This window comes from Pseudoalteromonas sp. MMG024 (assembly GCF_021654175.1).
In the GTDB taxonomy this organism is placed as follows: Bacteria; Pseudomonadota; Gammaproteobacteria; order Enterobacterales; family Alteromonadaceae; genus Pseudoalteromonas.
Genome location: NZ_JAKFZO010000003.1, coordinates 66,169 through 80,929 on the forward strand (window position 1 = coordinate 66,169; position 14,761 = coordinate 80,929).

Here is a 14,761-nt window from a genome sequence, read left to right on the forward strand (position 1 = left end):
GGGGATTTTTCAAGTATAAAATTGAATAAAATGTATCGTTAGCACATTTTTTATACTAAAACAGTAAATTATCTAATTTTTCCTCTCAGCGCTTTTGTATGACTGTGTTTTTTCTTACTGTCTAGCCGCTTTCGTTGAGAGCTTTTTGTCGGTTTTGTTGCCCTGCGTTTTTTTTGCACAACCATCGCCGATTGAATAAGCGTTTTAAACCTATCTAGGGCATCTTGTTTGTTTAACTCTTGAGTTCTAAATGATTGCGATTTAATAACAATAACCCCATCATTAGTAATGCGGCTGTCATTTAGGGCTAATAGCTTTTCCTTATAAATTTGTGGCAAGGTGCTGCGTTTAATATCAAATCGTAGGTGAATTGCAGTTGCCACTTTATTTACATTTTGCCCACCACTGCCTTGTGAGCGAATCGCTGTTAACTCAAGCTCCCAATCGGCAATACTGACTGAATTTGAAATTTGTAACATTTAAAACCCTCTGTTACGTTGATTGATAAAATTAGCGCGTTATGATTGGAACTCTATTGAGACGGTTATAATCATAAAATCGGATTAAACAACGCGCACGCATTCAACTGTTAAAATAGTGGTAATGCAATAACGTGTTAGCGACTCAAATTAGTTAAAACAGGTAGTAACGCCAGCACTGCAACACACAAAACATTTACACTAATTGTCAGCAAAAACCATTTTCGAAACGATTGCTTTAGTGTTTTATGTCTAAAAAACGCTTGCGCAAAAACAGCACCTAACCAGCCACCTAACACATCATAAATATGAAGCGTCGATTCGGGCACTCGCACTTTATCTTTTTTTGCTTTGTACTTATCAATACCATAAACAATAAAGGTGAAAACACTCATCACGGTGTATGTAGGGACGAGCCAAAACGGCAATAACTTTAACCACACTAAACCGGCTATTACTAGGCAAAATAATATTACAAATAAGATCATTAAGATGGGAAATCAGTTATATAAATCAGCACCACGCAGTTTATCAGATTACAGACGTAAGGTTTGTAATATTCAAATTTATATAAGTCCTTTCAAATAGCTAATTTGGTAGCCAATAGAATACTTACCAACCGCACCAAGTTTTATCGCTGTTGTGGTCAGCATCAAAAGTCGTCTTGTTAGCTTAAAATAAAAGCTGCGCTCTCATTCATAAGATACGAAATAGCAAAGTATCAAGCAACGTTTAGCCAGCACACATAAAAAAGGGCGACACAGAGTTCGCCCCATCTCAATTAGTTATTGCTTACGGTAACCGTCTCATCGCGTAACAAATGTAAAAAGTGCATATGCTTTTGGTATTGATCAATTACATCGTTAATAACCGCATTCTGTGACCATCCCATAATGTCGTAGTCTTGACCACCTTCTACTAAATGCACCTCAGCGCGATAGTAACACTCCTCGTCTTCGTCGCTGTTAAAGCTCGGTTGTACGTGTTTTTTCTTATGAACACCGTAAACAAAGTCATGTTCGTCGCCGTGATACACTTTTAAAATAAGCCCTGAATCTTTAACAATAATTTCGGTTTGAATATCATTAAGTTCGAATTGATTTTTCAACGCTTTAAACGCGCGCTTTACGACTTTATTAATAAAATCCGCGGTGTTCTTTTTGTCAGGCGTTGACACAATATTGTTGAGTTTTTCTTGCCAGTCTTCACCATCAACATAATGATTTGTGGGCGTTATGTTCATTTGTAAACTGTCCATCTTTGCAGCTTCAATTTGCAGCGCTTTAACTAAACCAAAGCACGCAAATAGCAACACGATAGCAAATGGTAACGCGCTCGCAATTGTCATGGTTTGTAATGCGTTCAAGCCCCCCACTAAGCTTAACACCGCAGCCACCACGCCAACACCGATAGCCCAATACAAGCGTTGCCAAAGCGGTGTATCATCCTCACCATTTGAACACAGCATATTAATTACCATCGCGCCTGAATCGCATGACGTTACAAAGAAAATAACAATCATTAATATCGAAAGCCCGGTTAAGAATGCACTCCATGGGAAGGCTTCTAAAAACACAAATAGAGCAACGGCCGAGTCATTACTTACCATCTCCATCAACGACACATAACCTTGCTCTACAACAAGGTAAATTGCACTGTTACCAAAAATGGTCATCCATAATAGTGTAAACGCCGTCGGTACAACCATTACACCTAATATAAATTCACGAATAGTGCGCCCTTTTGAAATGCGGGCTATGAACAACCCAACAAACGGTGCCCAAGCAAGCCACCAACCCCAATAAAAAATGGTCCAGCCACCAATCCAGCTTTTCTTTTCATAGGCAAACAAATTAAATGTATTTGAGACAATTTCAGACAGGTACTGACCCACGTTTTGCACATAAGCCTGTAGTAAGAATACCGAAGGCCCAAGTACAAAAATAAAAATCAACAAGGCAATGGCAAGCAACATATTAGTTTCAGACAGAATCTTAATGCCCTTATCAAGTCCTGTTGCTACTGAAATAGATGCAAGTGCAGTAATTGCAAGCATAATGAGCACTTGGTTAAGCACGTTTACATCAACATCAAATAAATAATTCAGCCCTGAATTTACTTGGCTTGCTCCCAGCCCAAGCGATGTGGCCACACCAAATACCGTACTAACTACCGCAAACACATCAACTACGTGCCCTTGCCAGCCATAAATCTTATCGCCAATAATTGGGTGTAAAGCAGAACGAAGCGTTAGCGGTAAGCGATGGCGATAACTAAAATACGCAAGCACCAGGGCCACAATGGCGTATATTCCCCATGCATGAAAACCCCAATGGAAAAAGGTTATTTTCATCGCTTCTCTAATTGCATCAAGGGAGTTGACTTCAGCTGTTGGTGGCGATACATAGTGCATAATCGGCTCAGCCACACCGAAAAACATCAAACCTATGCCCATACCCGCTGCAAACAGCATAGCTATCCATGTTGATAACTTATAATCTGGCGTAGAGTGATCCGGCCCGAGTTTCACCGAGCCAAAGCGCGATAAACTCAAATACAATACAAAACCGAGGATTATGGCAACCGCCAATATGTAGAACCAACCACCATTGGTAACTATGGTTGATTGCAATGAGTTATATAATTCGTTGGAAAATTCTGGCGCCATAATCGCCACAATCAAAAGAACCGATATAACAAAAGACGCAGGTAAAAAAACCGCTTTATTTAGAACATTTGTTTTATTTTGCATAAGTCAGGGAGTTTGCTTAGTACTCTAATTATTATAATGCAATATTAAGGCGTGTTCTCAACTTTTTATACAATCCACCCGATTTATAAGTTCAAAATATAACTAAGACGCGCTAAAAAAGCGTGATTTCCAAAAAATTAACGTATCAATAAAAATAATTCGACATCTTAACGATAGTAAGCGCATTTATGTTCACCCCTATAAGCATTTAGCAAATTACTCAAATAACAACACGCACATTAGTATAAAAAACATTCAACTTTAAATTTTCACTGCCGATGACAAGTTATGGATAATTATAATTGGATGACACATGAAAATTGAAAGCGCAAATGTAAAACTTGAAAACACGTATGTCAGTGAATTTGAATCAGAGCGGCGAGAAACTCCCATCACCCCGCCACGCGCACCAAGTGTTGAGAGGGTAGAACATTCTTTAGAGGATATTTCACTCGAAGACGATGCTAAAATTCATATTCTAAAATTACTTATTCAAGAGCTTACCGGCAAAGAAATTGATTGGTTTGACAAAAACGAAATGGAACAGCCTGACGCAAGCCAACCAATAGAAGCAGACACGAGTCAACCCGATGGCCCTATCGAAGTTATTGTTGAACGACTTAACCATGAACATCAAAGTAACGACCTAAAACTTGCGGGAGAGCTCAAGCTTGAAAGTGGTCGGGAGATTAGATTTGAGTTCAAGTTGGCGTTTGAGCAAACTCATACCGAGTATCAACGGTCAATTGAAACCATAAATATGAAAGACCCTCTCGTGATTAGTTTTACCAATAAGCCGGTTTCGTTAAGTACCAGTGAACACGGTTTTGATATCGACGCTGATGGTGAACAAGATAAAATTGCACATCTTGACAAAGGGTTTGGCTATTTAGCACTTGATCGAAACAACAATGGCAAAATTGATAACGGTAACGAGCTTTTTGGTGCACTGAGTGGTAATGGCTTTAACGACCTTAGCCAATACGATGAAGACACAAACGGCTTTATTGATGAAAACGACAGTATTTTTCAGTCGCTACATGTATGGGTTAAAAGTGAGAATGAAGACAAACTTATATCACTAAGTGAAGCAAATATTGGTGCCATAGGGCTACAACACGCCCAAACGCCGCTTAATATTCGTAACGACGGAGAACTCAAAGGCGCCGTCCGTCAGTCGGGATTTTATTTGAGTAGTAAAGGGCAAGTCGGTTTATTACAACAAATTGACCTTGTGGTTTAAGTCTTTACTTTAAACCTTGAATGTACAATTTAGTGCGGGCTGTTTTTTCGAGTTATTTTAATTACGTCGTTTACAAAACACAGGGTAGCCCCATATTCTTTACTTACTCGCTAGCAGACGTTTTTTCTCTTGCTTAAACTGTGCATTTAATTCATCAATTAATGCTAAAAGCACAGTTTGGTCATCATCACTTAGCGCTAACTTTGTTTGCAAACGCGAATCAAACGGGCTTTCGGCTATGTTCGATAAATGATTCAGGTATGCATCTGTATGCAACAACATTGCAGCCACCTTACTTTGAATATTAAGCACACACAAAGTGAGATCATTTGACGCCAGCATTTCTATTTGTTTTACCGCCAAGCTTATTTTTAATTGATCATCTTGCACCGTCTGCCGAGTATTGCTGATAAGTGCCTGAAATTCTTTTTTGAGCTGAAGCTCTTTATTTGGATTATTTAGCTCTATCGCTGCGTTTGTATCTTCTAAAAAGGCTTTTGATGCTGCATCTAACTGCTCAGCGATTTCGGATTTATGACGAAAAATCATTTCGCCCAATAACGTTTGAAATACCAGTAGTTGGTTAGCCGTTATTTCGAATAATTTTAGGTGTGCATGCCCTGCTATATTATTCGTAACCGCATTCTCCTTTTGTTGATGCTGTTTAAAAAGAATAATAAAAATCAGCACAATAATCAGGCTTAAAGCAATTTGTGCGTTATTTTCAATCAGTAAAATAATGTCAGACATAAGTAGTGTTTGCTTTTTTGCTTAATTCAATCATGGTTTTAAAGATTTTTGAAGCGTTATCAGTTAGTCTTGTAATTAAATATACATAAACATCACTACTGATACTCCCTGACAAACAAATCGTTATTATTAGGGTCTGTTGATCTTTCAAGTTCGTTTTTGCAGCAGTTTGATTGGGTTTTATACAAGGCAGAGGCTGCGTGGCATAGTTATTCTATGTGAGTCAGCCGATAACACAGTAGAAAACCCAATCAAGCGTTGCCGAACGGTTCTTTTGAGCGCACTTTCTCATTCGCTTAGATTGCTAGGCCACACATCGAGCACCGCGATAAAAGCACGCTCAAAAAAAACAAAAGTAGAACAGCAAAGATCTACAGACCCCAAAAAAACAAAGACAGTAATTATGATAACACTCTACGAATTTCCACCCGCTTTTGGCCTTACCAACGCAAGCCCATTTGCGCTTAAGCTTGAAGCCTACTGCAAATTGGCCAAGATAGAATACCAAGTCAAATATCGTATTGATTCAGAAAAAATGCCAAAAAAGAAGTTTCCCGTGGCATTGATAAACAATGAATTAGTTGCCGATTCAAATATTATTCTCGCACAATTAGATCAAACCGCGCAACTTGATGCTTCATTGAGCGACGAGCAGCATGCCCTCGGTTATTTGATTAAAGAATTAGTTGAAGAGAAGTTGTATTGGTGCTTAGTTTACAGCCGCTGGGTTGATGACGCGTTTTGGCCGACGACTAAAGCCGAGTTATTTTCAGAAATGCCCGGAATTCTCAAACTCTTTGTACCAAATTTAGTAAGAAAGAACTTAATTAAAAGCATTTATGCGCAAGGACTTGGGCGGCATTCAAGAACGCAAATATATGATTTTGCAATTGAAGCAGTAGCGCATTTGGCTAACTTATTGGGAGAAAAACCGTATTTTGTATCTGATTACATGACCCAATATGACTGCGCAGCCTATGCAACATTGACCAATCTATTAAATGGAAAACTTGAAACGTCAATAAAAGCAGCGATTGAGCAAAAGCCTAACTTAGTGGCTTACATCAATCGCTGTTATGAATCATGTGGTGTTTAGCTAGAATTAGCGTCGTTAAGGTTTTAACTAAGGTAAATTAAAATCAAACCATCGATTTAATAGATTAATTACACCCATTTAATCCATTAGAGCTTAGGTTAGTTAATTGGCATACTAAACCCAATTAAAAAATACAGATATTTAGAAGGGCGTACCATGTTGAAAGATATTTCAGGACAATCAGTACCACAAGTCACTTTACCAATTTTTGCTAACAACGAATGGCAAACAGTAACAACAGATGACTTATTTAAAGGCAAAACAGTGGTGGTATTTTCACTACCAGGCGCATTTACACCAACCTGTTCATCAACCCATTTGCCACGCTTTAACGAACTTGCCAACACCTTTAAAGCGAATGGCGTAGACGATATTTTATGTGTATCGGTTAACGATAGTTTTGTTATGTCAGCATGGGCAAATGACCAAGAAGCTGACAATATTCGCTTAATTCCAGATGGTACAGGTGAATTTACCCACGGCATGGGTATGCTTGTTGACAAAAGCGCGATAGGCTTTGGCAAGCGCAGTTGGCGCTACTCAATGCTGGTAAAAGATGGCGTAATTGAAAAAATGTTTATTGAACCAGAGGTAGACGGCGACCCGTTTGAAGTATCAGACGCCGATACCATGCTTGATTATATTAACCCTAATGCGGTTAAACCAAAGCCTGTTGCATTATTTACGAAACCTAATTGCCCATATTGCCAAAATGCAAAACGCTTGCTCGATAAGCATGGCTTTAATTATGAAGAAATTGTATTGGGTAAAGACGCAACGTTAACAAGCTTAAAAGCTATGTCGGGGCGAGAAACCGTGCCACAAGTCTTTATTGGTGGTAAGCACATTGGTGGCTCAGACGATTTAGAAAGCTACTTTCAGGACTAATCATGTACAAAAGGCTGCAGATGCAGCCTTTTTAAAACCTAAACTCTACATTTAAATGAGCACCAGTCTCATTATTAGTGCGTTCAAACCAATCGGCACGATGATGCACAATTTCTCCGGTGACTGCGAGCCAAGTTAACAATTCATACTCTAACGCCAAACTTAAGCCATACGCATTACCTTTGTCTGAAAAATAAGACCCTACACAGGTTTTATCCCAGCCACAGCCCTCATTAATGGTTTTATTTTGCTCCACATTATAGTGTTCAATTAGATAATATTTACCCTCTACATCACCATTTTGATAAAACACACTACCGTACAACAAGGCTTGGCGATTTAAGCGATACCCTGCAATCAGCGACAAATCGTAAGTTTTGTGTTCCATTGACCAATCATTGTACTGCTTTGTAGCACTTTCGCTGCGTTTATCCCAAATATAACCAAGGCTGCCAGCTAACGACACGTTACCCGCTTTTTTCTCTTCAAGCGGTGCGCCTAGCATTTGGTATTTTAAGCTAACTTGATTTTCTCCGTTATCAACAAAACGTGCTTCTAAACCTTTCCCTAGTGTCATCGCTGCTGAGAAACGCAGTGTATTATCTCGCTCGCTCTTTTTATTTTTATTTATGGCAATTTGGTTTGAGCTATCAGAGCCCGCGGTAATGTTAAAATGAAAAGGTTGGCTATTAACTTCGGGGCTATTAAATCGCGCCATGCGCGGTTTCACTTCAGGCGTCGATTCACACCCTGCAAGCACAATACTTGATACCACCGTGCTTATGACAATCAACTTGTTCAAAAGAAAGTCCTTTTAAATAAAATAGGTGCCAATAATACGGTGATTTTCTTTTCTAATTCAAACCATTGTGTAAATAAACGTAATGAACAGCCATAATTAAAACACCCTGTATATCAATGACTACAACACGGCTTACAATATCAATAGTGCGTAATAATTTAAAGAGATAAAAGACATAACCCACCACCAAAGCGGTAATGGGTTAGTGTTATAGAACGTGATGACCGTTGCTGCTTATTTCTGCAGCGCTTTATTGTCGCTTTTTGACTCAAACCAAAAAGCCTAAAAAACGACGCCGCTATCAAAACAGTTTCAATTTGAACATAATTCAAACCGTAAATAACAACACGCGCTAGAGTAATTCAATACGAAATGTGTCCATATTTGGTGTGCAATCCCACTTGGCATTTCGCTCATTACTGAGTTTAGATGCATCCCACTCCAAGCCACACATTTGGCCGCTTGCTTCGGTGACAATACGTGTTTGATTACTATCATTCACCAGCCAAATTGAGATTAAGTCGCCCGATGAGTTTTCATCAAATTTTGCATTGCGTTCATTAGCATGCTTAGACGAGTCCCATTCAAACGCGCCTTTATTACCATTGGCGACTAAATAACCATCCGCAATTAATTTATTGCCATCATTAGTGATGCCAGTAACTGTGAAGGTCATTGGATCGGCATTGCCGATACAATCCCATTTCGCATTACGCTCATTAAAAAAGCGGTTGTTATCCCATTCCAAACCACACGTTTCGCCGTTAACTTCGGTTGTGATCACCAAAGACAAATCTTGACCAACTTGAATGTTTGATTGCTGGGTTAAATACCGATTTTGCACATTGTTTAGTAAGGTGTTTAATTCAGTACCTTGCCCTTTGTTATAAATAGTGCGCACTTCATCAAGACTTAGCGCACGGCGCCACACGGCAAAATCATCCAAATCGGCTTTTAAGTTATAAGTATAATTACCGGTACCATCTTGCCCAATATTCCAGTTAAGCTCTGAATTAATATCACCCACATTAGCAATATCACCAGCGATAATATTAAGTTCACCCGTTGGACTTCCTGCGTACATAGTGGCAACACCATTACGGTCAAACGTTGCAACCAGTAACCACCAGCCATTAAAGCTGTAATCGATTGGATCGATGTCTTTTCTGTTGGCACCTGATGACGCTAAATTAATGCCAAAGTCATCGCCATTACCTTCGTTAGCAAGTAATAATGTGCCGCGATTTGCCCCACTTACCCAATTTTTATTACCAACAATCACAGGGTCACCGGCTTGGTCGCCACTCACTCTAAACCAGGTCATCAAGGTAAAGTTTGTATCTGTGCCAAAATCCAGTCCTGTTGGTTTTCCTAGTGTCAGGTATTCTTGGTCGTCGTTTAACTTTACATATTGACCAAACTTACCACCTGCTTGCACATTTGGTGTGCCCCCGCCTACTTGAGCGTGAAGCGCATTGCCTGATGCATCAAGATAATTGCCATCAAATGGTAAATAGGTTTTAAGGTCTTGCTTTATGCCATTATCGTTAACAACACGCACTAAGTTCCCCTGCACAACACCATCCATATTTGCAGGCACAGCTAAGCCATGATGGGCAAGTACTGTAGGAGCTGCGTCATAATTATGAGGAACGCCCGCTAAATACCCTTGTTTAGCGGTTTTAGATGACACTAAAAATGGAATAGTATAGTTATCTGCTGCATGAATACCGTGCGATGAACCACGTCCACCGTGATCAGATGTCAGAACAATTTGCCAATCTTCACTGTCAAAGTTAGGACGACTTTTAATTGCAGCCAATATGCGACCAATTTGACTATCAACATCGTTTATTTCATTAATATAACCGTCATCTGACGGTGCAAAACAACATGCATGCCCTGCACCGTCTACGTCATCGAGAAATAGAAATAATGCATCAACATTAGTCCCGTGCTGCCAATTCGACGCTGTAAAGGTGCCATTTATGATATCAATCGCATTTTGTGTATTCGTTGCATCATCTGCATCTATTTTTACGTCTGCGCTATTGGTAATTTGCATATCGGTGCTCCATGTCACCAAATAGGCAGTGTTTAGTGATGGGTTTGCTTGCTCTAATAAGGTCAAATAATGAGGATACGCTGCATAATTGCCCCCCGCCACATCATTATTACCTGTAACACCACTTTTACTTGATGTAACCCCTGTCATAATACCCACATGATTAGGACCACTGTTTGGCGCTGCGTCCTTCATAGTTTGCGCATAATGTGCAAATGCGGTGTTATAGCCATTCGCCCAATTTCCACTAATCAAGTTATCAAGATTAGGAGTATGCGCATTTTCAATACCGTCGCCACGTAACCCATCAACGGCTATCAGCAATGAATGTGTTTTCGCTAAGACAGAGGTAGACATTGCCACACCAGCAATCAACAACGACACTTTCGCGATTTGCTTTATTGGGTAACTGCACGACATGTTTTTTGTTTTCATAGTAATTCCTGTTAGATTAATTTTTTAACTTGGTCTAGACCAATTAAACTTTAAAGCTAACGTATTACTATTAAGTGATTTTGAAGTGACAAAGGAGTAACAATTTGATTAAAAATACACCAAAACGTAATGAGTGGTTGTAAATTAAATCCAAGTTCCATTTAACAGACTAGTTTTTATACCCTATCGATAAAAGCGATAGCAGCAATTAACACAACCTTTAAGCTTTACCTCCACCAACCAAAAATTGAATTTGCGCCAAGTAAGCTACCTAACCCAATAATAATGAGCACGATAGAAGGCACAGCAAGTGAAAATACGTTATTGATGCGTACACGTGGATGTTTTCCTTCTTCACCTACCAACACTTCAACGTTATCGTTTATATGATAAAAAGCTGCAATCACCGCATCTTCACATAAGAATTCTCTTCTTTCGTAATTATCGAAGTATTCAATTAACAAATACTTATTGCGTGCACCGTTAGATACGCCATCATGATTTCTGATTACCAAATCGATTACGACACCTTTATAAATGTTGGCTTTTGAACGAAACCGTATGCGCCTTACAAGTAACCAAGCTGCCATACACAAACACACCACACTAACAAAAAGCATGTAATAACCCATTAGCGCTTGCCTATAGTCGGTCTATCTTTACTAAAGAACCCTATCCACGTTGAAACAACACACAAAAGCCCGTCAATAATAGCGCTTGTGTAAAATTTAAAAGGCTGATCAGTCGCATTGACTATCACTTGGTTACCCTGAATACGATAGGAGTAATCACCATCTAGCATGGTTATCAGCCCAAGTGCAGTTGCGATACTAAACACACGAAAAAACCAGCGTGTACGCCGTTCGGTATACACTAGCGTGTTGCCTTATTTATTAAAGTTTTCTTGACCATTCTTTATAAACGTAACCTTTGAATTAGAGATTAAGTTACTGTACACAAAATTTAGTGATATGTAGAAACGTATTAAGTAAGGAAATTTTTCAAAAGAACATAATCAGCTTCGTCGAAAATCGGCTTTAATAAAACGTGACATTTCTTGAGTTTGGAATACACCCAAAACCCATTGAACATAGTTTAGATTGCTACGTAGATTAGATGTTGCAGTCATACTGCGAAAGCCAGTTTTCTGCTTCTTGTTCTGTGGTGACTTTAAGAAACGGAATATTTGTATTTTCGATATGATGTTGAATATGTTGACCTTGCTCTTCGCTATCAACCAGCCAACACTCCGCTATTTGATTATTTCTTGTAAGTTGAATAGTTTTGTTATGTTTATAGTTAATAACCTCTTCAGATACTCGCCATCCACGTAAATCGGCAAAGAGCGCCCAAGGAGCATTTTTAACCAGCGAAATGGTTTCATCAAGCAGAGTTAAATAACCAATATCAGCTTGAATATCCCAATCACCTGCAATCTTAACGACCACAAGATTATGTTTAAGTGACACGCTATAAACAGGTTCAATCATAGTTTAAACAACAGCTACATTTTATTACTTGAAGTAAGTTATTAACTTCACACTCTTTATACAAGAATAGCGCTTATGCATTGTAAAAACGAACATTTAATTGGGTAGGCAAACGAGTTATAAAACCGAATACACGTTTAACGAAGAATTATTTTGTATTTCCGCAAAAAAGCCAGCAAATGCTGGCTTACATTATTTGTCGCTTTGCTCGTCACTTGCTTCGGTTTTTTGTTCTTTTTGCTGCTTTACAATGGCAACGGTTTGCTCAATTTTTGGGTCAGGTAACACCATATGAACTAATGCCCCAAAAACATACGCGCCGGTTTTGCGTTTTTTCGCCCAACCAACCATTTTCCATAACAATAAAATAAAAAATGCCCAAACAAAAACCAGCACAAAAAGTGTGACTGCTTGTGTCATAACGTTTCCTTTTAAATATTAATGTTTATTGACAAAGGACCCGTTATATATGGCTATAAGATTTGTTAAATAGGTAGGTATCGCGCTTTAAAAAGCTAATAAAAGGCGGCAAATAATCGTAACGTGCTGCAACGAGTTGTAACAACCTTTTAAATACAAGTTTGGTAGTGAAAGCATAAGCTGTGTTTTTACGAATGTATTTATTGTGTGAAACCAACTTTGACGCGGCTGCATTTATCGCTGGTTGAGGCCGCTCTGAGATTAACGTGCGGGTTAGATTAAATGGGAGCAGCGCTGATATTACAACTAACAGCAGTAAGAGTGTTTTTATTATGTGTACGCTACGTATATCCATATTCTTTTAGTAAGGCCGTTTTTAAATAATTCAAATTGTTAAAGTTGAAAAATTTAAATACTGCAAAGTTTTTAATTACCGCACCGCAAATTACCTGTTAACTTAAACAAAAACCGCTTAGGGATAACAATGGATATAAATACGTGGGTTATGTACTTTTTGTCAGTGTTAGTGCTAACCGCATCACCGGGGCCAAGCGCGTTATTTTGTATGACACGCGCGGTAAGTTCCGGCACGCTCGGCGGTTTTATTGCTGCACTTGGCAGTTTAATTGCTATTACACTTATTCTTACGCTTTCATTTACCGGATTAGGCGTGCTTATCGCAACATCAGAGCTTGCGTTTACACTAGTAAAATACTTAGGTTCTGCATATTTAGTTTATTTGGGAGTTCAGTCATTTCGCTCAAAAGCGGATAATTTAGCAAAAGTAGAAGTCAATTCATCAAATAAACGGTTGCTAACAGATAACTTTTTTCAGGGCTTTATTGTCGGTGCCAGTAACCCTAAAGCAATTGTCTTTTTCACAGCCTTGTTTCCACAATTCATCAATCCAAATGGCTCTTTGCTTAGTCAGTACAGTACCTTCGCCATTACCTTTATGTTGTTAGAATTAAGCTGGTTAATGTTTTACGTATTGCTCGGCGTTAAATCGTCAAATTGGTTGTATCACAATAACAGAATGCGTCTTTTTAACAGATTAACCGGCTCTGTGTTTATCAGCGCAGGCACCTTATTATCATTATCAAACCGCAATTAGTGATATTTCTGTTTTGCGTTTGTTACTTTCTCTAGGTATCTGCGGGACTCTTGACGAGGGTGGTGATGGCGCAAACGTTGATACACCGCACCTGGGTTTTGTCGATTAATCAATTTAACCGCGGTATCGCGATTGCTGTGATAGGTTTTTAACACATTGCCCGCACCACCGTTATAGGCTGAAATAACCGTATATTCACGACTTCTTTTGTTTTCCACACCTTTTAGGTAACGGGTGTTTAAAATCTTTAAGTAAGCGGTGCCAATATCAATATTATAGTTTGGCTGCATAAGCTGCGCTTTGCTTGGTTGCCCAGTTTTTCCTTTTTCAAGTTTGAATACGTCTCGCCCTGCAGTTGCAGGCATTATTTGCATTAAACCATACGCATTAGAGCGACTTACCGCATACGGATTAAACGCGCTCTCAGTTTCAATCACCGCATAAATGAGCGCAGCATTAATATTATAACGTTTAGCTGCAGCTAACACAGCATTGCTGTACTTTAAATGACGCAAATGCTGATGTTCGTTAACGAGCTTAAAGCTCACAGAACTAAACTGACGGTTATCGTCGTGCTCTATCTTTGTATAGTGATCCACAAGATAATTTGCGTAACGCCTGGCGCGCCATTCAAAACGTACTAATTCTCCGTCATGGTCGCGAACTTGCGGATACAAAAATGGCTCACCACTTAGATTGGGTGCATTACTTGAAAATATATCGGTCGTTGACGGATCATCAGTTGTTAGTAGTGTTTCAAACACTGCCTGTGCCAGTTTTGAAGCTACCTTTTTTGTAGCTATGGTTTCTACTTTTACTGTGCCTTTTTCAAAATCGACAATAGCGCGCGCTTGATAATTGTTTGAATACTTTACATAGCGTTTGTTACTTGGCAGCGAACTGTGTTTATTGCCCCAAATACGTTTAATGATAGAGTCTAGCTCATCAAAAAGTTGTCTTATTCGACGCGTATCCGTTTTTATAGCGGCTGTTGATTGTTCAACACCTTTGGCGATTGCAACAATATCATGGGGGTTTTGTTCAATTTGCTTAGAGAGTTTCTCCAGTGCTTTGGGCGATTTTACATCGACGGTCGATTTACAACTTGCAACACTTAACAACAACCCAATTAATAGTATTCTGTATTGCATGCCCAGACCTGCGCCTTCGTAAACTTAAGCTTAGTGTAAAATAAAACACTTTAAAATCAATATAAAACATAACCAA

The 14,761-nt window shown here is 39.0% G+C and carries 14 protein-coding genes; 4 read left to right on the forward strand and 10 right to left on the reverse strand.

Annotated features, from left to right (window positions below):
- Positions 1-68 precede the first annotated feature (68 nt).
- The 3 genes from arfB to L1068_RS03640 form a co-directional block, all read right to left on the reverse strand.
- On the reverse strand, positions 69-479 hold the full coding sequence (arfB, locus tag L1068_RS03630; protein ID WP_237129130.1) for an alternative ribosome rescue aminoacyl-tRNA hydrolase ArfB: 411 nt from the start codon (positions 477-479) through the stop codon (positions 69-71).
- Between the two features lie 137 nt (positions 480-616).
- Positions 617-922, reverse strand: coding sequence for a DUF1294 domain-containing protein (locus L1068_RS03635; RefSeq protein WP_237129131.1), 306 nt, complete (start codon positions 920-922; stop codon positions 617-619).
- Between the two features lie 338 nt (positions 923-1,260).
- Positions 1,261-3,231 carry a BCCT family transporter gene (locus tag L1068_RS03640; protein WP_237129132.1) on the reverse strand — a complete coding sequence of 657 codons (1,971 nt, stop codon included), beginning with the start codon at positions 3,229-3,231 and terminating at the stop codon, positions 1,261-1,263.
- 313 nt (positions 3,232-3,544) lie between these two features.
- Here L1068_RS03640 and L1068_RS03645 point away from each other — a divergent pair, with 313 nt between their 5' ends.
- Positions 3,545-4,474 carry a hypothetical protein gene (locus L1068_RS03645; RefSeq protein ID WP_237129133.1) on the forward strand — a complete coding sequence of 310 codons (930 nt, stop codon included), beginning with the start codon at positions 3,545-3,547 and terminating at the stop codon, positions 4,472-4,474.
- A 99-nt stretch (positions 4,475-4,573) separates the two neighbouring features.
- Here L1068_RS03645 and L1068_RS03650 read toward each other — a convergent pair whose 3' ends face one another.
- Positions 4,574-5,224 carry a hypothetical protein gene (locus tag L1068_RS03650; protein WP_237129134.1) on the reverse strand — a complete coding sequence of 217 codons (651 nt, stop codon included), beginning with the start codon at positions 5,222-5,224 and terminating at the stop codon, positions 4,574-4,576.
- A gap of 403 nt (positions 5,225-5,627) precedes the next feature.
- Here L1068_RS03650 and L1068_RS03655 point away from each other — a divergent pair, with 403 nt between their 5' ends.
- Together L1068_RS03655 and L1068_RS03660 are read left to right on the forward strand one after the other, a co-directional pair.
- Positions 5,628-6,320: a glutathione S-transferase family protein gene (locus tag L1068_RS03655; RefSeq protein WP_237129135.1), complete on the forward strand. Its 693-nt coding sequence runs from the start codon at positions 5,628-5,630 to the stop codon at positions 6,318-6,320.
- A 156-nt stretch (positions 6,321-6,476) separates the two neighbouring features.
- The gene (locus L1068_RS03660; protein WP_010559376.1) at positions 6,477-7,208 is read left to right on the forward strand and encodes a glutathione peroxidase; all 732 of its coding nucleotides are present in this window, start codon (positions 6,477-6,479) and stop codon (positions 7,206-7,208) included.
- 31 nt (positions 7,209-7,239) lie between these two features.
- Here L1068_RS03660 and L1068_RS03665 read toward each other — a convergent pair whose 3' ends face one another.
- The 5 genes from L1068_RS03665 to L1068_RS03685 all read right to left on the reverse strand — a co-directional run bounded on the left by L1068_RS03665 (position 7,240) and on the right by L1068_RS03685 (position 12,420).
- On the reverse strand, positions 7,240-8,010 hold the full coding sequence (locus L1068_RS03665; protein ID WP_237129136.1) for a hypothetical protein: 771 nt from the start codon (positions 8,008-8,010) through the stop codon (positions 7,240-7,242).
- A gap of 352 nt (positions 8,011-8,362) precedes the next feature.
- A complete protein-coding gene (locus L1068_RS03670) occupies positions 8,363-10,510 on the reverse strand; it encodes an alkaline phosphatase family protein (protein ID WP_237129137.1) in 2,148 nt (715 codons plus the stop codon).
- Between the two features lie 227 nt (positions 10,511-10,737).
- Positions 10,738-11,100: a hypothetical protein gene (locus L1068_RS03675; protein ID WP_237129138.1), complete on the reverse strand. Its 363-nt coding sequence runs from the start codon at positions 11,098-11,100 to the stop codon at positions 10,738-10,740.
- 522 nt (positions 11,101-11,622) lie between these two features.
- Positions 11,623-12,000, reverse strand: coding sequence for a hypothetical protein (locus L1068_RS03680; protein ID WP_237129139.1), 378 nt, complete (start codon positions 11,998-12,000; stop codon positions 11,623-11,625).
- Between the two features lie 192 nt (positions 12,001-12,192).
- On the reverse strand, positions 12,193-12,420 hold the full coding sequence (locus tag L1068_RS03685) for a hypothetical protein (RefSeq protein ID WP_237129140.1): 228 nt from the start codon (positions 12,418-12,420) through the stop codon (positions 12,193-12,195).
- Between the two features lie 484 nt (positions 12,421-12,904).
- Between L1068_RS03685 and L1068_RS03690 the strand changes: the two genes are divergently transcribed.
- Entirely contained in the window at positions 12,905-13,534 is a 630-nt protein-coding gene (locus L1068_RS03690; RefSeq protein ID WP_237129141.1) for a LysE family translocator, read from the forward strand.
- Here L1068_RS03690 and L1068_RS03695 read toward each other — a convergent pair.
- On the reverse strand, positions 13,531-14,685 hold the full coding sequence (locus tag L1068_RS03695) for a murein transglycosylase domain-containing protein (RefSeq protein ID WP_237129142.1): 1,155 nt from the start codon (positions 14,683-14,685) through the stop codon (positions 13,531-13,533). The two genes, L1068_RS03690 and L1068_RS03695, sit on opposite strands and share 4 nt — an antisense overlap.
- Positions 14,686-14,761 lie beyond the last annotated feature (76 nt).

What these genes read in the sequence shown, in the direction of transcription:
- arfB (WP_237129130.1), bottom strand. Translation starts at nt 479, where the DNA reads ATGTTACAAATTTCAAATTCAGTCAGTATTGCCGATTGGGAGCTTGAG.
- L1068_RS03640 (WP_237129132.1), bottom strand. Translation starts at nt 3,231, where the DNA reads ATGCAAAATAAAACAAATGTTCTAAATAAAGCGGTTTTTTTACCTGCG.
- L1068_RS03645 (WP_237129133.1), top strand. Translation starts at nt 3,545, where the DNA reads ATGAAAATTGAAAGCGCAAATGTAAAACTTGAAAACACGTATGTCAGT.
- L1068_RS03650 (WP_237129134.1), bottom strand. Translation starts at nt 5,224, where the DNA reads ATGTCTGACATTATTTTACTGATTGAAAATAACGCACAAATTGCTTTA.
- L1068_RS03655 (WP_237129135.1), top strand. Translation starts at nt 5,628, where the DNA reads ATGATAACACTCTACGAATTTCCACCCGCTTTTGGCCTTACCAACGCA.
- L1068_RS03660 (WP_010559376.1), top strand. Translation starts at nt 6,477, where the DNA reads ATGTTGAAAGATATTTCAGGACAATCAGTACCACAAGTCACTTTACCA.
- L1068_RS03670 (WP_237129137.1), bottom strand. Translation starts at nt 10,510, where the DNA reads ATGAAAACAAAAAACATGTCGTGCAGTTACCCAATAAAGCAAATCGCG.
- L1068_RS03675 (WP_237129138.1), bottom strand. Translation starts at nt 11,100, where the DNA reads ATGGCAGCTTGGTTACTTGTAAGGCGCATACGGTTTCGTTCAAAAGCC.
- L1068_RS03680 (WP_237129139.1), bottom strand. Translation starts at nt 12,000, where the DNA reads ATGATTGAACCTGTTTATAGCGTGTCACTTAAACATAATCTTGTGGTC.
- L1068_RS03685 (WP_237129140.1), bottom strand. Translation starts at nt 12,420, where the DNA reads ATGACACAAGCAGTCACACTTTTTGTGCTGGTTTTTGTTTGGGCATTT.
- L1068_RS03690 (WP_237129141.1), top strand. Translation starts at nt 12,905, where the DNA reads ATGGATATAAATACGTGGGTTATGTACTTTTTGTCAGTGTTAGTGCTA.
- L1068_RS03695 (WP_237129142.1), bottom strand. Translation starts at nt 14,685, where the DNA reads ATGCAATACAGAATACTATTAATTGGGTTGTTGTTAAGTGTTGCAAGT.